Source organism: Pseudoalteromonas sp. 1CM17D (genome assembly GCF_023161805.1).
Classification (GTDB): Bacteria; Pseudomonadota; Gammaproteobacteria; order Enterobacterales; family Alteromonadaceae; genus Pseudoalteromonas; species Pseudoalteromonas atlantica.
On sequence record NZ_JALNTP010000003.1, the window covers coordinates 428,247 to 446,796 of the forward strand.

Annotated in this window: 17 protein-coding genes and 1 pseudogene; 9 read left to right on the top strand and 9 right to left on the bottom strand. The window is 40.3% G+C overall.

All coding sequences use genetic code 11. The features are described 5' to 3' along the window. Window positions 1-53 precede the first annotated feature (53 nt). On the bottom strand, window positions 54-506 hold the full coding sequence (locus MSC25_RS08470) for a DUF302 domain-containing protein (RefSeq protein ID WP_248443162.1): 453 nt from the start codon (window positions 504-506) through the stop codon (window positions 54-56). A gap of 452 nt (window positions 507-958) precedes the next feature. Between MSC25_RS08470 and MSC25_RS08475 the strand changes: the two genes are divergently transcribed. Next, a complete protein-coding gene (locus tag MSC25_RS08475) occupies window positions 959-3,094 on the top strand; it encodes a TonB-dependent siderophore receptor (RefSeq protein ID WP_248443163.1) in 2,136 nt (711 codons plus the stop codon). A 29-nt stretch (window positions 3,095-3,123) separates the two neighbouring features. On the opposite strand, the pseudogene MSC25_RS08480 reads toward MSC25_RS08475, so the two are convergent. The 6 genes and pseudogenes from MSC25_RS08480 to MSC25_RS08505 all read right to left on the bottom strand — a co-directional run. Then, a pseudogene (locus tag MSC25_RS08480) lies at window positions 3,124-3,483 on the bottom strand (mechanosensitive ion channel family protein); the annotation flags it as partial. Between the two features lie 253 nt (window positions 3,484-3,736). Beyond that, complete coding sequence (locus MSC25_RS08485; RefSeq protein ID WP_248443164.1) at window positions 3,737-4,468, bottom strand: mechanosensitive ion channel domain-containing protein; 732 nt, start codon at window positions 4,466-4,468, stop codon at window positions 3,737-3,739. A gap of 169 nt (window positions 4,469-4,637) precedes the next feature. Then, window positions 4,638-5,039, bottom strand: coding sequence for a DUF6691 family protein (locus MSC25_RS08490; protein WP_029772173.1), 402 nt, complete (start codon window positions 5,037-5,039; stop codon window positions 4,638-4,640). A gap of 4 nt (window positions 5,040-5,043) precedes the next feature. Next, a complete protein-coding gene (locus MSC25_RS08495) occupies window positions 5,044-5,457 on the bottom strand; it encodes a YeeE/YedE thiosulfate transporter family protein (RefSeq protein ID WP_024033749.1) in 414 nt (137 codons plus the stop codon). 1 nt (window position 5,458) lies between these two features. Then, a complete protein-coding gene (locus tag MSC25_RS08500) occupies window positions 5,459-6,718 on the bottom strand; it encodes an outer membrane protein transport protein (RefSeq protein WP_248443165.1) in 1,260 nt (419 codons plus the stop codon). A gap of 221 nt (window positions 6,719-6,939) precedes the next feature. Beyond that, complete coding sequence (locus MSC25_RS08505; protein WP_248443166.1) at window positions 6,940-8,364, bottom strand: sugar porter family MFS transporter; 1,425 nt, start codon at window positions 8,362-8,364, stop codon at window positions 6,940-6,942. A gap of 455 nt (window positions 8,365-8,819) precedes the next feature. Between MSC25_RS08505 and MSC25_RS08510 the strand changes: the two genes are divergently transcribed. Next, on the top strand, window positions 8,820-9,179 hold the full coding sequence (locus MSC25_RS08510; RefSeq protein WP_248443167.1) for a hypothetical protein: 360 nt from the start codon (window positions 8,820-8,822) through the stop codon (window positions 9,177-9,179). Between the two features lies 1 nt (window position 9,180). After that, on the top strand, window positions 9,181-10,218 hold the full coding sequence (locus MSC25_RS08515; RefSeq protein ID WP_248443168.1) for an AAA family ATPase: 1,038 nt from the start codon (window positions 9,181-9,183) through the stop codon (window positions 10,216-10,218). Between the two features lie 108 nt (window positions 10,219-10,326). Here the strand turns inward: MSC25_RS08515 and MSC25_RS08520 are convergent, their stop codons facing one another. Then, complete coding sequence (locus MSC25_RS08520) at window positions 10,327-10,821, bottom strand: dual specificity protein phosphatase family protein (protein WP_248443202.1); 495 nt, start codon at window positions 10,819-10,821, stop codon at window positions 10,327-10,329. A gap of 89 nt (window positions 10,822-10,910) precedes the next feature. Here MSC25_RS08520 and MSC25_RS08525 point away from each other — a divergent pair, with 89 nt between their 5' ends. The 3 genes from MSC25_RS08525 to MSC25_RS08535 all read left to right on the top strand — a co-directional run bounded on the left by MSC25_RS08525 (window position 10,911) and on the right by MSC25_RS08535 (window position 15,203). Beyond that, window positions 10,911-13,148 carry an exonuclease domain-containing protein gene (locus tag MSC25_RS08525; RefSeq protein WP_248443169.1) on the top strand — a complete coding sequence of 746 codons (2,238 nt, stop codon included), beginning with the start codon at window positions 10,911-10,913 and terminating at the stop codon, window positions 13,146-13,148. Between the two features lie 136 nt (window positions 13,149-13,284). Beyond that, window positions 13,285-14,187 carry a hypothetical protein gene (locus MSC25_RS08530; RefSeq protein WP_248443170.1) on the top strand — a complete coding sequence of 301 codons (903 nt, stop codon included), beginning with the start codon at window positions 13,285-13,287 and terminating at the stop codon, window positions 14,185-14,187. A gap of 62 nt (window positions 14,188-14,249) precedes the next feature. Beyond that, a complete protein-coding gene (locus MSC25_RS08535; protein ID WP_248443171.1) occupies window positions 14,250-15,203 on the top strand; it encodes a hypothetical protein in 954 nt (317 codons plus the stop codon). Here the strand turns inward: MSC25_RS08535 and MSC25_RS08540 are convergent. Then, window positions 15,187-16,533 (bottom strand): S8 family serine peptidase, encoded by a 1,347-nt coding sequence (locus MSC25_RS08540; protein ID WP_248443172.1) that lies wholly within the window; start codon window positions 16,531-16,533, stop codon window positions 15,187-15,189. The genes MSC25_RS08535 and MSC25_RS08540 overlap by 17 nt on opposite strands. Window positions 16,534-16,672: 139 nt before the next feature. Here MSC25_RS08540 and MSC25_RS08545 point away from each other — a divergent pair, with 139 nt between their 5' ends. From MSC25_RS08545 to MSC25_RS08555, 3 genes are read left to right on the top strand one after another with little or no spacing between them, the layout of a single operon-like run. Further along, the gene (locus MSC25_RS08545; RefSeq protein ID WP_054982238.1) at window positions 16,673-17,164 is read left to right on the top strand and encodes an RNA polymerase sigma factor; all 492 of its coding nucleotides are present in this window, start codon (window positions 16,673-16,675) and stop codon (window positions 17,162-17,164) included. Continuing rightward, window positions 17,161-17,901 (top strand): hypothetical protein, encoded by a 741-nt coding sequence (locus tag MSC25_RS08550; RefSeq protein ID WP_248443173.1) that lies wholly within the window; start codon window positions 17,161-17,163, stop codon window positions 17,899-17,901. Before MSC25_RS08545 ends, MSC25_RS08550 begins: the two co-directional genes overlap by 4 nt. Before the next feature lie 25 nt (window positions 17,902-17,926). Further along, window positions 17,927-18,439, top strand: coding sequence for a hypothetical protein (locus tag MSC25_RS08555; RefSeq protein ID WP_248443174.1), 513 nt, complete (start codon window positions 17,927-17,929; stop codon window positions 18,437-18,439). Window positions 18,440-18,550: the final 111 nt, after the last annotated feature.

The window sequence follows — 18,550 nt, forward strand, 5'->3', positions numbered from 1 at the left end:
TATTAATACCAATTCGCTTAATTAAGTATTATTGCGGTTTGGTATAACTTTAATTATTTGGCCACCGCTGCCATAGAAAGCTTATTAAGCACCACAGCTATTTTATTAAGTACTTCTTCGCAGCTTTTTATATTGTGGCGTTCTTGCAAATAAGTGGGGCTGTTATAGGTAAGCCAAACCTGGCCATTGTTGTCTTGAGATATATGTACTTTTTGCGGTAAGTCTATCGCCACACTTTGCTGGCACTGCATTAACGGTGTGCCTACCTTTGGATTACCAAAAATAATCACTTCACTTGGGGCCAATTCCATATCAACATTTTGAGCGTTTTTTTGATGATCTACCCGCGCAAAAATGGTTATCCCTTTGTTACTGGCTATTTTTTCAAAACGGTTAGCCGTTTCTTGAACAGAATAATTACTTTGAAAACGTACTAAGCTGTCATTCGCACTCGCCACGGCCGTGGCCGAGAGTAAAATAACCCCTAAAAATAGTCGGTTTAACATGGTTTGCTCCTCATAAAAAGGCTGATACCAATTCGCTTAAGTAAGTGGTTTATTTTGATGCTAGAAAAACGTGTTGATAGCTAGGCAAAAAATTCGCTATTTAGTCGTTCTCGGCAATTGCTCCTGCATTTCTCTACCTTCTGCATCCATGCAGTCGTAAAAGAGAATTTTTAACGCAAGTAGCGACACGTTTAGCCCCACAAAATGATTAAGTATTAATGCGAATTGCTATTATAAAGCGTATGAAAAATACACACTATCTGAGTTCCTTATTTGGTTCAACACTGCGCAAAGGGAATATGTATAAAACGTGAGCATAAAAGTCTTTAAGTACCTATTTTAGTTGCGATTAATTCGAAAAATAAGGATGAATATGAAATTATTCTCATTGCATATAGTAATGATAGTCGTTATCATTTGCGGTGTTTTATACACCTCTTTTCAGGATCAACATGTTTAACCAAAAATACTTGGCGCTTAGTATTGCTGCGTCTTTTTCTGCTTTTTCTAATGTGGCATTTGCCGAGCAAAATAACGAAATTGAAACAATAGAAGTAACAGGCCGCGCTCAGCAGTTTTACCTAGAAACCGAAAGTAAAATTGGGACTAAAACGGATTTAGATCTTATTAAATTACCGCAATCTGCGCAGGTATTAACCGAGCAGCTTATTATTGACCAAGCCGCGCGCGATATTACCGATTTATACCGCTCAATAGCCGGAGTAAGTGAGTACAGTTATTCAGGCGTTACTTTTCGCGGATTTAGAGACGATGCCAATGTATTTTACGATGGCGTACGCGGCGACCCGTACTCGGGCTTTGGTGTACCCCAATTATTTAATGTAGCGCGTGTAGAAGTATTAAAAGGCCCAGCCTCTGCGTTATATGGTGGTGGTGAGCCAGGTGGTATGATCAACTACGTGACTAAAAAGCCAAGTTATACGCAAAGTAAAGAGCTAAAACTAACGCTTGGTAATTACAACACACATGGCGCCTCACTTGATATGACCGGCGGTTTAACCGACACCATGGCGTATCGTGTAGGTGGTTATTACGAAGAGCAAGACAGCTTTCGTAATAATGCAGATTCAAAAAACAGTGAGTTTACCGGTGGTTTATTATTTGATTTAACAGATTCAACCACACTAACCACAAGTGTTGACTACATCAAACAAGACTTAGGCGGTAACCGTTTACGTGGTGTACCGGTAGATGACAACGGCAACTTTTTAGTTGACCCTAGTTACAACGCAAATGAAGCATTTGACTACCAAGACATGGAAGCGTTAGTGCTGCAAGCCGAGTTAAAGCATTACTTTAATGATGATTTTTCTGTAAGTAGCACACTGCGTTACATGGATAACGAACGCGACCAAGCCTACCATGAGTCGCAAAGCTGGGTAGATGTAAACGGCGATGGTGAAGCAAACATTGATGACGAAACTATTAAACGCGAATACCGAAAGCAATACCGCGCCAACGAAGAAACAAGCTTAACCACCGACTTTGTTTATAGCTTTGAGCAAGGCCAATTAGCACACCAAGTATTATTTGGTGGCGACTACCACATAGTCGATACCGAGTACGATTACTTACGCGCCCGTTATGAAGCGGACGGCGTGGCTAACTTAAACATATTTGACTTAAATTACGGCGAAACCGACCCAAGTACATATAACCTTACCGACATGAACCGCGATGGTGTTGAAACCGACCGTTTTGGCATTTACGTACAAGATGTTGTAAGCATTAACGAGCAATGGACCGTGATTGCCGGCCTGCGTTACGACTATTTTAAAGAGCTAAATAAAGAAACCGGTTACAGTTACTCAGATAACGATGTAACACCGCGCGTGGCCATTACATACCAACCCGTTGAAAATACCTCGTTATACATAAACTACTCAGAAAGCTTTAACCCAGCATCATCGGGTGATCAAGAAGATGTAGAAGGCGAGGGCAACTTAACGCCAGAAACCGGTAAACAAACCGAAATTGGTATGAAAAACCAATGGCTAGATGGCAAAATTATGAGCACCTTTGCTATTTACCAAATTAATAAAGAAAACGTAGTAATGAGTAACCCCGACGACACGGGCGCGGGTGACGGCATTGCAGCACTTTTAAATATTGGTGAGGTAGAAAGCCGCGGATTTGAAACAACGCTGGTGGGCGATTTAACCGAGCACTGGACGCTAACAGCTAACTACGCCTACAACGATACACTAGTTGTTGAAGGTGTAACCGGCGATACTATTTCAAGCACCTACGGTGATGGCTCTCACTTTGCTAATGCGCCGCGCCACCAAGCTGGTTTATGGTCGCGTTTTGCGCTTGATAGCATCGACTCGTCTATAGCATTTGGCGCAAATTACGTAAGCGAGCAAATAAGCCAAGATGGCCAAAAAGTTAAACCCTTTACTGTATTTGATATGAGCTGGACTTCTCGCTTTGACGATGTGTTATTAAGCGTAAATATTAATAATATATTTGATAAAGAATACGCAGTAAGTGGCTTTAGTGAGCGTAACGGTCATTTCCCGGGCAGCCCACGAGAAATAGTAGGCCAAGTAACCTATAAATTTTAAAGCAATTTAAGCGCGAGCTTATCTCGCGCTTATTTTTTATCGCTATTCAAATTAGCGGCTTCTTGCGCTGTGTTAATAGCTGTAATAGGGAAGGGGATCACAATTCCTTCTTGGTTATAGCGTTTATGTAGCGCTTTAATAAAAGCAGATTTAACCCAAAACCGATTAAAGTACTCTTTTGCGCGCAGCATTACGGTAAAATTAATGCTTGAGTTATCAAAGGTGTGATACACCACAAAGGTATTGTAATCATCAACCCCCCATTCATGGTCAATTAGTACTTGGCGCGCAACTTCTAGCGTTACTTGCTCTACAAATTCTAGGTCTGAGCTGTAGTGAACGCTTACATCAACAGGTACACTCAGTTCTTTTTCGGGGTAAAAGTAATTAGGGCGTGTTGAACTTTGCGGATTGAATTTGTTCAATCTAGGGGCGATTAAATCGCGGCGCGAGGTTTGTAACCTAGTGGGCTAAGTAAAAACCGAGCAACAAAGAGTTTATCGCCCCTAGGCAGAACCCAGAGGGCAGCGCATGTTTGGCATTTATGCTGCGTTATCGCCTATTTATGGGGAATAACCACACTACATAGGCTCTGCCTTGCCTAAAAACCAAACACGCTGCTGCAAATTCAAACATCAAAGATCAAAACGCCCTACTAATACGCGATTTAGAAAGCTGACTATTAGGAATAATAATCATATTATTTGGCAGCATTTTAACCCACGTAGAGCGCCAACCAATTTTCTCTACAAAGCCTTGCTCCTTTGACTCAAGCTCAATAAAATCCCCCACCCGTATGGGTTTATCTATAACAAGTTGTACGCCCGAAAAAAAGTTTTCAAGGGTGGGCTGCAGGGCAAGTGCCACCGCTAATGATGTAATACCTAACGAGGCAATTATAGGTGTAATAGAAATACCCAAGGTGCCTAACAGCACTAAAGCCCCGACCGATAAAACGCTTACCCTAATAATGCCTTTAATAATACTTTGCGAATTAAAAATTACCGCCGACTCTTTGCTGTAGTAATTAATGGTGCCCACAAAAAAGCGGTCAAAAAATAAAATAATAGCCACTAAGCCCAAAATAATATTAATGGTCGAAAACGAAAGATAGCTCGTAACCGGCTCGCCTTGTATTAACAACCCTTGCTCTATAATAGTGAGTAGCACAATAATTGTGCAAAGGGTGAGCGGTTTAGAGATAGAGGCGATAAGTAAGCTATCGAATATAAATTTAGTGTGAGAGGTCCACTTTTTAAGCCAGTACATTATAAAAAAGCGGATGCAAAACAAAGCTATAGTTATAGAAACTAAACAAATAGCAATAACAACCCAAGGTTGCTCTGTTAGGTTGTAAAAAGTAGTAGCAGACATTACTTACCTCTCTTTTATAAACTTAAAAGAGTAGGCAGCAAGTTATGTACCTATATGAATAGTTAGCCAAGGCAAGGAAAGAGAGGCTATTTAAATAGCGTTAAACTGGCAAGCTAATACCTGCCAGTTTTAATGAAGGACTAAGGCCGTATATATTTCGAAGTTAAATTTATACTTTTTTAGCTATCCACATACCGCCAAGTACGGCTGCAAAAAATAACCAAAATTCCATTTTAAGTGAAGTAAGTTGCACAAGGCCCGGGCCTGGGCATATGCCGCTTAATCCCCAGCCCAAACCAAACAGTACAGAGCCAGTGATTAGCCGAGGGCTAATGTTTTTGACATCACTTAAAGTAAACGTTTCACCAAGCAGTGGTTTATCTTTTTTGGCAACCCAAAACCATGCCAGCATCATTATTCCCATAGCCACAGCCATTACAATAATTAAACTGCCATCCCATTGATTTTGAAAATTTAAAAAGTTAAGTACTTTGTCGGGGTTTGTCATACCACTAATGATAAGCCCTAAACCAAATATAAATCCTAAAATAACATGAATTACTGCTGTCATTTTTTTAACCTACTAGGTTTGCTGTAATTATAGCCACGGCCATAAATGTACATGTTGAAACCCACGAACGGGTAGAAAAACGCGACATGCCACATACGCCATGGCCACTTGTACAGCCATTAGCTAATGAGGTGCCCATACCGACAAGTAGCCCAGCTATAACTATAAGCACAGGCGATAAGCTCAGCTCACCTTCTAATAAAGATGGCGCAAATATACGCACTGCAATACCGGCTAATAATAGCCCTGCAATAAAGTATAATTTCCAACGCGACTCAGCCGTTTGCTTATTAAAAACAGATTTAACAATGCCTGATATACCGGCTATTTTTCCGTATAAAACCAGTAATAGTGCGCACGCTATTCCTATTAAAGCCCCCCCTATAGCTGCCGCTATTGGCGTAAACTCTGTAACCATTTTATATTCCCCAAACAACCGACACACCTAGGCCTGATTGCTCCATTTCAATTGATACTTGTTGGTTTGGCGCTAAGTAGTTAGCACCCGATACTTTTTTAGCTGGCGAGTAAAAAGCCATTGCATTTAATTGTACCGTGTTACTAATAGAATGGCTAAACCCCGTAGTAAAATGCCATTCTTGTACACCTGGCGCTAAAATATTAAGTAAAACGTTTGATGAAGGAATAGGTTGCTCTGTATACGAAATACCAAAGCGAATTTTTTGTTTTGCTGTACGCTGCCACTGATAGCCAAGTTTATAAATGGTCATATCGTCCCAACCAAAACCTGCGCCTGCATCGGCACCTAGTGGAGCCGACATTAAATTATCAATCGGGTTAGCAATGCTGTTTACTTCACTGTAATTAATTTTTTGCCAATCAAATACAAGCTGGTTATTTGACGTAATTTTATAAGCTGCGCCAATTTGAAGCGAACTAGGTAAATCAAATCCACCTTGCTCTGCAAACAAACCTTTATAGCTATCAAACTCTTGCATAGATACTGATGAGCGGTAACTTGCTCCCCAGCTTAATGACGAGTTTATATCTTGGCTAATACCTAATTGAATACCTAAGCCTGTGCTGGTGTCGGTGCCATTATTGGTAAGGGCTTGGGGCGATTGCGAAAAAGGCGCAAAGTTTCCAAGGCCTGTAGCTTTAAACTGCTGCACTGCATAAATTGGTGATACACCAAGGCGTATTTGCTCGTTAAGTTTGTAGCTTATTGTTGGGCTAATAAACATTTGCTTTAAATCAACACCCGTAGTGCCAGCATAAAATGTGCCTTCAGGCTCTGAATCGGCGCTGTAGTCGGTGTTCATACCGCCATTACCATAAACTAATAAGCCAATACTTACTTTGTCATTAAGCTGGTGGCCAATAGCAAACTCAGGAATAGCAAATAAAGTGTTATCACTTTTTTGGGTTTTTGCTTGCAGGTAGAATGCGTCAGGGTAAAAGGTATCTACATCGGATGCTGAGTATTTTCGATCAGGCGAAAAAAGCTCTAAGCCCACAGATAATTGCGTGCCATTTGCTAAAAAGGTAGCAGGGTTATTAGCGCCAGACATTAACTCTTCAGATAGCGCAACACCCGCACCCGCCATGCCTTTGTGGGTCATGCCATAACCATGAGTAAAATACCCATTGGTAGCAAATGCGTTAAACGAACCTAAAGTGAGGGTTAGGGCCAAACCAGATACTAACTTATTTTTCATTTTGATAGACATACGTAGTGGGAAAACGCGGACAATAGCTAATTTTCTATATTCAAAAAAGGAATTTAAATCGATTCCTTATAGTAAAAAGGAATACTGAACGCGATTGGTAAGCCAATGTTTAGTGCAGTAATTATTAGATGGTTTAATACTGCTGTTAAATCAATCATTTACCTAAAAAACACAAAGCGGTGAAAAGGGTTCACCGCTTTCAGGGCTAATTACATAGACTCAAGTGTTTTACCACGGGTTTCTGTAATGTATTTAGCCACAAAAAATATGCTAATAAGTGCCGATAAAGCATAAAAGCCGTACGCACCTGCAAGGCCAATGTTAGCCAGCATAATAGGGAAGGTCATGGTAATGGCAAAGTTAGCAATCCACTGCGCGCTTGCAGCTACAGCAAGCGCTGCACCGCGAATACGGTTATTAAACATTTCGCCTAATAACACCCACACAACGGGGCCCCAACTTAAACCAAAAAATACCACAAATAAGTTAGCCATAATAAGCGCAAACGTACCCATGTTATCGCTAAGGGCAAGTTTGCCTGCTTCATCAAGGCCTGCGCTGCCAAATATATAAGTAAGCGCGCTTAAGCTGATAAACATACCAATACTGCCTACTAATAGCAGTGGCTTACGGCCAATTTTGTCAACAAGGGCAATAGCAATAAAGGTCGATACAATATTAGTCGTCCCCGCTAATACATTTATAAATAACGATTGCGACTCGTCAAACCCTGCGGCTTGCCAAAGCTCAGAGCCGTAATAAAACACCACGTTAATACCTACAAATTGCTGAAACACACTCAGCGCAACACCTGCCCATACAATCGGGTGTACTTTTTTACTGCCATCAATAAATAAGTCGCGAATACTTGGCTTTTTATCGCTACGTAAGGAGCTTTTTACATCGCTTATTTGCGCAGCAACGTTGTCGTTCGAAATTTTACTAAATACTGTTTTTGCATCGTCTACTTTACCTTGCGCCACTAAATAACGAGGCGACTCAGGGATAAACAACACACCCGCTAAAAACAGTATTGCAGGCACAAGCTCAGCCCAAAACATCCAGCGCCAAGCGGCTATATCAAGCATTAAAATATTTTGCGCACTACCTGCTGCATCAGCAATTAAATAGTTACTTAAAAACGCAGCAAATAAACCCAATACAATAGCGAGTTGCTGTAATGTAGCTAAACGACCACGAAGGGCAGGTGGAGCAACTTCTGCAATATAAGCCGGCGCTAATACCGATGCAGCACCAATACCTAAGCCACCAAATAAGCGGTAAAAAATAAACTCGGCCGAGCTTTGGCTAATGCCTGAGCCAAACGCACTAATGGCAAAAATAATCGCGGTGATGATCATAATTGCACGGCGACCAAACTTATCAGCCAGCGGCCCCGCAGCAAGTGCCCCCACGGCGCACCCTAATAATACCGAGGCCACATTAAACCCCGTAGCCACACTGCTTGAATTAAACGCATTACCGAGTGCCGACACCGTGCCGTTAATAACACCCGAGTCAAAACCAAATAAAAAGCCACCAATAGCAGCCACGGCAGAGATAAAAATTACGTAAAAAAGAGAGGTGTTTTCAGCTGTGTTGGCTGAGTGGGAAGGCGGTGTGTGCGTTGTCATTATATGCCCTGAAATATAAATTGAATATAAAGGGGCATAATATCGTAAAGCGCTATGGCTGAATACATTTGTGCAGGTATAACGATTTAGCGGGTGTAAATTAAGCCGCTTTTAAAGGCGTTAGATTGAATACTTTTTGACTTAAGTACAGTCTTTTTTGAATAGCGCAGACTGAATCTCAATAAACAATGTGCTTTTTATGGGAAGTAGCTGTTTGACCAATATTACTGATCTCATCCGTTTTGGTGTGTTCTTGCAATTACATAGACTTACATGAAGTGAATTAATGATTTACATGTGGTTACTTGGTGGTTAAAGTTAATGGATTATATAATAGGGACATTTGTAGGCTTACAAAGCGACGAATGTCGTAGGTTAAGTTATTATGTCATCCATGTACGCTATTAAGCGTTAGGTGTATAATACACTTAAACTTTTTCCAAATGGAGTCTTAATTGGAAATCAATATCCCAGATAAAATAATAGATACCGTTGTTGATTTCTTTGTAAGTAGTCCAAAAGTGCTTGCAACTATTGTCCTTTCATGGGTCTCAGGACACACGTGGTCATATATCGTATTTACTTATTTTAGAGATAAAAAAAATAGCATAGGTTTCTTTGACAGCTGGATAGGCAAAGCTGCATTGGGTCTATTATGGTTTTCCATAATTTTAGCTCCTGTTTATTACTTAACGCATGGCTCTTTATTGATTGAATATGAAAAAATACTAGATGTCATTTTTTCAACAATTCTATACTCATATTTTTTACAAGCTATAATTTTCATAACCATAACTATATTTAAAAGAGGTTAATATGTCAGAAGCAAAAATTATAAATATAGTTAGTGGTAAAGGCGGAACAGGAAAAACCTTGTTAACAGCCGTTTTAGCTGATCTGCTTGGAAATGAAAATAACTCAACACTCATAGTGGATTTAGATGTTTTTGTGAGGGGCCTAACTTCCTTACTCTATTACCATAAAAAAGAACGCTTAGAATTAATAGAAAGCGATGAGATATCTATTGCTGACTTTTTTATAGATAAAGGTGATTTAGATATCTCAGGTAAAGCCAAAATTGCGACCGCAAGGTACAGAACATTTGATGTTGTTCCTTCCGTTTCTAGAGTTGATGAAATCTTAACTTTTACGGATCTAATGCCCGATACAAAATCTGAAGCTATCAACCTTTTGAGTTTGCTCATGAAAAAGTTTAAAACTCAATATGACTTTATACTTCTTGATAGCCGTGCAGGGTATGATGAATTGGTTGCTGCTAGTCACTTTATTAGTGATGTTTCAGTTTGTGTAGAAGAAGAAGATAGTATTTCTAAAATTACTTCTAATAATTTAGTTAACCAATTAAAAGAAGACTCTGACAGTCCTATTTTTAGGCTAACGAATAAATCTCGAAGTACTGGACAAAGTACAGATAATCTCGCTGTTGATAACTTAGGCTTAGTACCCTTTGATATGGATGTTATGAAAACTTTTGGTACTCAATATTTCTGGACTGACATAACTCGTACTTTATATCGGAGCTCGATAGCTAAAGCTTGGAATAACTTATCTAACAAGTTAGGTTGGAACATTACTGTCAGTGAATTTAGAGCCACTCCATTTGGGAGCGATAAAGTCGAAAAAAAATTACAGTTTTTCTCAGTAAAAGATAGAATTTTGTTAGTTTATGGTTTGATCATAGGTTTTACTGGCCTTCTATATCCTTTGATTGATATTAGTTGGATCGATAATATTTTGAGTCAACCAGATGGTATGGTTAGAGTATTGGCTATGTTTACTGGTCTCTTTGGTTTTGGGCTTTCAGCTTGGATAATATTAAAAAATAAGAAGTAAACATAACAACTGGTTTTGCATATCATCGCTAACTAATTTATGAACTGTATAAAGAATTTTAGCACTATTTACTCATTTTATAGTGCTAAACCCTCTCCAATTCCTGACTTACACCTCAAAGTTATTAAAGTATTCTTTTTGCAGCTCTATAGTCAGTGCTTTAGGGCGAATGCCTTGTACTAGGTTGTACACTTCTTCTTTTGTGTAACCTGCCGAATTTAAAATAAGCGCAGCGACCAACCCTGTGCGGCCAGTGCCGCCTTTGCAATGAATGGCAATGGTTTGTTTTTGCTGTATGGCTTGTAGTATGTCTGTTTTGTGGGTGTTCCAGCTTGATGTAAAAGGCTGTTTGGGTGCTTCGTCGTCATTTATTGGTAAATGAAACCAAGTTATATCGTGCTTTTTGCACTCATTATTAATTGTTTCTACGTTGTTTTTTTCAAGCTCCTTTTGCGGCATAAGCGATAGCAGCATGTGAGTGCCAGCGGCTTTTAATGTAGCGATTGAATCCGCTAGGTTTTGCGTTTTTGTACCAGGGCAAGGCGTAAAAATAATATTTGCGCCGTTATTGAGTGATAAAACATCGTATGGGTGCGCGCTCATGGTAAGTCCTTTATTTTTCATAAATTTACTTTTATACGCTCACTATAGCGTGTTTTAGTTACAAGTTTAAGATTGAATAATAAGCACAAATGCTAGATACTGTTTTTATATACAGTTATGGCGATGTTATGAAAAAAGAATTACCAGCAAAATACTATTTAGCGCATTTTAGAGAGCTTATTGAGTTTGTAACAAGTAAATGTATGCATTTACTTGAGCCTAAACATAGTGAATTTATTAGTAAAATTAACCAGCTAGATGAGCAAAGCCAATGCATGTTGGCGCGTGTGTATTCGCGCAAGCCTTATTTAGTGCAGGCGCAATCGCTTAATTATGAAGAAATAACTTCGCCGCATCAGGCTATTTATACGCTAAAAACAGCGGGTATTTTATATGAGCCAAACGCACAGCATTACAAGCAGCTTATTGCGCATTTAACTAAGCCCATGCTGGTGGAGTTACTCAGTAATTACAGTGAGCAAGTAAACTTTAAGAAAAGCGCAGCTAAAGGGGAGTTGGTCACTATTGCGTGTCATTTTTTTAGTGATCGCGCAGATGATTTAGCCCCTTTATATAGCCAATATGTGATAAATAACCGTGAAGATTATTACGAGTATTTTGAGTTTTTATTTGCAGGGCGCTTAAGTAGTGGCGATGTAAACCATCAAAACCGCTTTGTTATGCGCGATTTAGGGTTAACCGCTACCCGCGAAGGGCACAGCGAGAGCTTGTCGCGCTTTAATACATTGGCCGAGGCGCAATCTAATTACGTTTTAAATCGTTACCGTTTAGCGTTTAAAAACATTGGCAAAACGGGTGGTAATGCAAAAGCTGAAACCTTGGATGACAAAACCCCTTACACCGAGCTTGCGCATTTAGTATTAGTGCAACCGGCGCATGGCGCACAAGCGCACGACATTAAAAACAAACTGCTGGTTAGGCTGTATAAACAACTTAAAAATACCGATAGCGAACTTGCTTTTAGCCTACTTGAAGGCTGCACCGATTACGCCGAAGCACAAGAAATTCAAATAAGAGAGCAATACCGTTTAGGTAATAAAGCGTGGGTTAAAGCGCAGCTAGAGCAAATTATAGAAAACCCGCTCACCGACGATTTACTGTACTTTGCTGATGACTTTTTAATGCGTAAGTTTAATAAACAAACGCGTTCGCGCTTAAGCACCATGCTGGCCGACACCCAGTGTGTACTTGAAATTGACGAAATTTACCGAGGCGATGTAGAGCAAGGCGTAAATGAGCATTACAGTGCAAAAGGGTTAACGGTTTTTAATACCGAAAACACCTTATGGCAAAGCTTATTTGGTTTAGTATTTTGGCACGAGTTGTTTATAGAGTCGCCTTACCCGCCGTGTAATGAATTTGATATTTACCCGCAAGTTTTACAGCTTGGTAATTTTTATGAAGCACAAAGCACGCAAATTGACGCACGTTTAAAAAGCTGTAGCACTAATCAGGCGCTGCTTAATTTGGTATGTAAACATGCCGCGCAATATTTTGAGCAGCCCAATGGTTTATTTAGATGGCGCAGCAATTTATTAGAGCCACTAGAGGCACTTATTTTAAACAGCCCGCTTGAAGCGTTAATTGCGCATTTAACGGCCATGAGCAAACACTATTTACAGCTAAAAGACGGCTACCCCGACTTAATGGTTATTAATAATGGCCAAGTACATTTTGAAGAGGTAAAAGCCCCAGGCGATAAACTTAGGCGCAACCAATTAACCACCATTGATAATTTAAAAAATGTAGGTTTTACAGTACATATTGCTGCAGTTATGTGGTTTGTAGACCCTAACCGTATTTACAGCGTAGTTGATATAGAAACCACGGGTGGCTTAAAAGGCGGTAACCGGATTACCGAAATTGGCATAGTTAAAGTGCAGCACGGTAAAGTAATTGATACCTGGACGACACTTATTAATCCGCAGCGCCATATCCCAAGCTTTATTACTAAATTGACCGGCATAAGCGATGGCATGGTTTACAACGCCCCTGTATTTGCCGATATAGCACAGCCACTACTAGATAAACTCGCAGGCAGTATTTTTGTAGCCCATAACGTAAACTTTGATTACGGTTTTATAAAAAAAGAATGCGAGGTTGCAGGGCACTTTTTTAAAATGCCAAAAATGTGCACCGTGGTTGAATCGCGCAGAGCGTTTAAAGGCTTAAAGTCGTATTCGCTTGGTAACCTCAGCGCGCATTTTAATTTAAACTTAACCAGCCATCACCGCGCATTGGCCGATGCTACCGCCACTGCCGAGCTGTTATTGCTGATCCAAAACAGTGAAACGCTTACGCAGTAAACGAGTAATTTATATTTAAGAGTATGAAACTTAAATAATTAAGTAACGTTATTATAATTTTTTATTTATTTTTGGAATAAAGTGTTTTTGTAAATCGTCTTCTTTATGTCAATCCGACAAACTAGAGGACAAAACAATGACTAAATTAAATAAAATTGTAAGCGTAATGATGTTAAGCGGTGTGTGTACTTTTACAGGTGCAGTGCATGCCGCTGATATTGAACTATCTCAGTCAACGTCGGCGCAGCAACAAACATCTACATCTATTGCGCTTTCACAAAATGGTTTAACAACCAGTGGTAGCAACGAGTCAAATGTATCTAACGATACACAAGTAACGGCTGATGATTCGCAAAACACAGATTCAACGGCGAATAATACGCAAACTCCAGCGCAAGAAAGCAGTGAGGCCGCAGAGCCTGCAAATACATTAGTTGCATCTGCAAGCGGATCTTTAAATAATGCATTAAATGCATCGGCCTCGTCTTTAAATGCCACAGGCAATTCCACAAGCAATACCAAAGCCAATACAGCGCTCGATGCAACAACGCAGTTAACTTCATCGGCGGGTAATTTAACAACCGCTGTGAGCCAGTCGTCATTACTTTCTGTTACCTCTGAACAAGGCGCTCAGCCAGATACTACCGATACACCAGCCGATGCCTCTTTACTTTCAAATGTAAGTAGCGCTACCGATTCAGTTACACAAGCTGATGCAACTAATGCAACTAATGTGCTTAATACCGGTGAGCTTACAAACCAATTAGCAATTACTAATACGGCTGCAAACTCAGTGAGCTCTGCACTGCAAATGAGTGATGCAATTAATACCAGTAATGAAGTAGTAAGCAATGTTCAGCAATCTTTAACTGCCAGTGTGCAAGACAGTACGGTTAGTAGTTTACAAAGCACAGTACAGCAAAGTGTTAGCGGGCAAGTGAGTGCAGCGGTTACTGATCAAATTAGTAACGATGTAGCACTTAGCACCGCAAGTGAAGTAGTAACCAACATTACTAACGATTTAGACCTAGGCCTTTAATACGCCAAGTACTTGCACAAATGCCGAATGGGGAAACCTATTCGGCCTGTTGGAGAATAAATATGAAAGCAGTTATAACCGCCACATTGTGTGTTTTTAGTGCTCAAGCGGTGCTTGCACAAACTAACCACATTAAAACAGCTGAGCAGAATAAGCCCTTTAAAAGTAGCTTTGAGCTAAATGCAGATGCAGAAGTTGGGGTATTAAGTAACTCGGCGCTCTCTGTTCAAGAGCTCGACGATATATCCTCGCAAAGCGACAGCGGCATAAAAACCGCAGCCGGTGTTAATGCAAAATGGCAAGTAACCAAAAGCGCTAAATTAACCTCAAGCTATAAGTTTGAACAACAAGACTACGATGAGTTTGATCAATACGATTTAGACCTGCATCAATACGGTTTAGATGGCAGTTATAGCTTTAATAGCCATGAAGTAGGGGTTCGTTACGATGGTGCAAAAGCAAATGTAGATGGCGATACATTTTTACATTTTAATCAAGCTAGCGCCTACTATGGTCATTTTTTAAACCCGCATACGTATTTGCGTATGAGTGTAAAAACCAAATCTAAACGTTTTGCTACTGCAAAAGCACGTAATGCCGACGGCGTAGGTGGCGATGTAGCGCTTTATCATTTTATAAATAATGGCCAAACCATGCTAATGGCATCGCTAAGTGCCGATAAAGAAAACGCCGACGACAACCAATACGACTTTAACGGCTACGGTTTTACTACTAAAGTTACGCACAAATTTACGGCCTTTAATTTAGCGAATAAAGTGGGCGCAGGCTGGCGTTATCAAAATAAAGATTACGATGAGCAAACAACGGATGATTTTTTTGAGCAAATACCGTCGCGAGATGAGCACAGAAATGTAGTTAATGCGTTTTATAACCTAGCTTTATTTGAGCACGTAACATTAATAGCCGAGGCTGAATATGGCGATTATCAATCAAAGCTTAGTAGCAATACCTATACGCAATCGGTTTTATCGGCGTCAGTTAAAGTGCACTTTTAGGTGGGTAAATGGCACCATAACCAAAGGTGGTGTCTTTGCCTTGCTCGCCTAAGTCGATGGCAAGCGATGTAAGCTCGTTAAGTGCTTTGGTTTTATTATTACCATGCTTTAACAATAAACAACTTAATGCCGCGCTTACATGCGGCGCCGCCATTGACGTACCCGACTCCCTACCAAATTTTCCACTGCCTTGGCTTGTAACAACATTTACACCAAGAGCTGCAAAGTCTATGTAATCGCCTTTATTTGACCATCTATAAATTTGGTTTTGTGAATCAATAGCACTTACCGCTATCACGCTTTTATACGCACCTGGGTATAACGGCTGCGACGCCGGCCCTTGGTTACCTGCAGCAGCTACAATTAACACGTTTTGTTTTATTGCTGCAGTAATACTTGCTTCTAAAACTGCGTTATTTGGCCCTGTTAGGCTCATATTTATTACGGGTATTTTATTACTGACTAGCCAGTTAAGTGCTTCTACTATGGCAAATAATGTAGCCCCTTGTGCATATTCAGATTGCCTATAAAACACCTCGGCACTGTAAAGCATGGCACTGCCTAAAAGCGGGCTAAGTTTTGCGCTTTTACCTGTAATTAGCCCTGCAATGGCGGTGCCGTGTAAATTTGGCGAGCTTAACCCTTGTGGTAAAAAGCTTTGCGTAGTGATATTTGCGCTTTTAAAAGCACTGTGTTTGGTATTAATGGCGCTGTCGATCATGCCAATTTTTACGCTTTGTGTGCAGTAGGGGGCAATAGAGTTATTTGGTGTTACTTTTGCGGTAGGCTCGCCTTTTTGCGCTTGGTATATGTGGTTTCGGTCAAGTATTGCAGACTCATCTAAGTTAAGTGCTTTTAATAACTCACTTTTAGAATTAACACCTTGGGGCACGTTAAAGCGCACTAAGCTCATGTTAAGTGCGTTGTAATTTTTTACCGATACAATGGTTACATTTTGCTGCTTTAGGGTATTAAGTTGTTGGTTATTTGCCATTAATAACCATTGGCGCTCTATTGCTCTAAAGCCGTTTTCTAGCTCTACTTCAACAAATGCGGTGTTTTGGCTATTTATATTAATGTTAAGCACATTGGGTAAGCTGCTAATTGGCTCACTAATTTGCGCTTTTAGTGCATCAATCGAAACTTGTGGTACAGGCACCGGAAGCGGCAGGCGCTGTGCTCGTTCTATTGTTTGCTCAATACGCTGCTCTATTGGGTTTAGTTGCCCAAGCACTTGATCGACGCTTACTATATTGGCAGAACTCGTTGCGCTAAATATGCAAAGCGAAGCGGCTGTTATGTGTTTAACGCGTGTGTTTTTAATATTCATAGTGGGTTACTTCTATTAAATTTATCATGCTTGTAGTTAACGTTTAACACATAGAAATATTTCATTATTCAAATTATTTTGATTATTTGGGAATAAATGTTTTTTTGAATCGTCTTCTTTATAAAAGGGGTAAAAATCAATGAACGAAACTCTAAAAACCTTATTGCCCATGCTTAGGCGTTTTGCCTATTCGCTAACGGGTAGTAAAGCAGATGCAGACGATGTAGTGCAAATAACAATTGAAAAACTATTAGTAAAAGGCATTCCGGATGACGTTGAGCCTGCTAAATGGGCGTTTAAAATTTGCCGCAATGTGTGGATAGACGAATACCGCTCACGCAAGGTAAGACAAAATACGGCCCAGGCCGATGTTCTACCAGAGCCAATTACAAGTAATGAGCACCAAACACTCGAAAACAAACAAATGCTTAAAAATGTAAATACAGCACTTGGGCAATTACCCGAAGAGCAACGCGCCATAGTATCGTTGGTGGCAGTGCAGGGCATGGCCTATAAAGAAGTAGCACATACACTCGATATACCTATAGGCAGTGTAATGAGTAAATTATCGCGAGCACGCAGTACACTTTATAATTTAATAAAACCCGACTTTAAAAAGGAGCAAGTATGAACATTAACGACGAAACACTTAGCGCCTTTTTAGACTCAGAGCTAAGCGAGCACGAAATGGAGCAAGTGCGCAAAGCCCTTGAAACCGATGATGAACTAGTAATGCGACTTGCAGAGCTAAGCGAAGTAGACATGCGAGTAAAAGAGCACGCAACAAGTATTGATGACGCACCCCTTAGTGACTCATTAGCTAAAACGGTGGCAAAGCTTGATACAGCAACGACAAAAAACACGTTAAATAGCAATGTAGTAACGTTAACGCCTTGGCAAAGGGTTAAGCAGTCGGCTAATAAAAGCTTAGCAATAGCTGCAAGCGTTGCCGTGGTATTTGGTATTGCAATGACTAGTTATTTACAACCCAATGAGTCGCAAAATTTAGTAGCCAGTAACATAGCATCAGCACTTAATACACAGCTAAGTAGTGGTGAGTATAAGCAAAGTGATGGCTCAGTATTTAGCGCGCAGCTTAGCTTTAAAAATCAGCAAGGTGAGCTTTGTAGGCAGTATGCGCTAAGCTCAAACAATACCATGCAAACAAGCATTGCTTGTAAAACGCAAAGCGGTTGGCAAATAAAAGCGCAAACAGCCGCGCAGCAAAGTGATAATGGCGCGCAATATCAAACGGCGTCTAATAACAGTGAGTTAGATGCTGTTATAGATAGCATGATCAGCGGCGCACCACTAGATAGAGCGCAAGAGCAGCAAGCAATTAGTGCAAAGTGGCAGTTAAACCAATAATAGTTTTTATAAAACGAGGTGAATAATGAAAACATCTACTTTAATTATCAGTATTTTACTTATGGCGGGTTGCGCATCTAAACCCGACTACCGCCCAGCTAATAATGGCTCACAAGGTTATAGCGAGCAAAAAATTAGTGACGATCAATACCGCGTCGAGTTTAAAAGTGTGTCAAACAATGTAGCCGATGCCGGCGACTATGCATTATTACGCGCAGCTGAGCTTACCCAAGCGCAAGGCTACGACTGGTTTGTTGTAACAAATAAAGAAACCTTTGTTGAGTCTAAATCGCAAGCGCCCGCATCATCTATTAGTGCATCACACAGCCAGCAATATGAGCGAAACTGTGGTTTATTAACCTGCGAAACACGTGTACGCCCGAGCAATAGCGTAGGCGTACAAGTGAGCAACAATGATAAACGCAAAGAAGTACACACCCTGATTGACATTAAAATGGGCAAAGGGATAAAACCAAGCGACAACAGTTTTAGCGCACAAGACTTAATTGAAAACTTAAGCAAAAAAACACAAAACTAATTATGAGAATAGTTATTAGCTGTTGCTATTTTACATGTAATTATATTTCAGCCATACGCTTTAACTTTTAGTGACAGTGGGCACTTAATTATTAGTCGGTTAGGTGCCTAC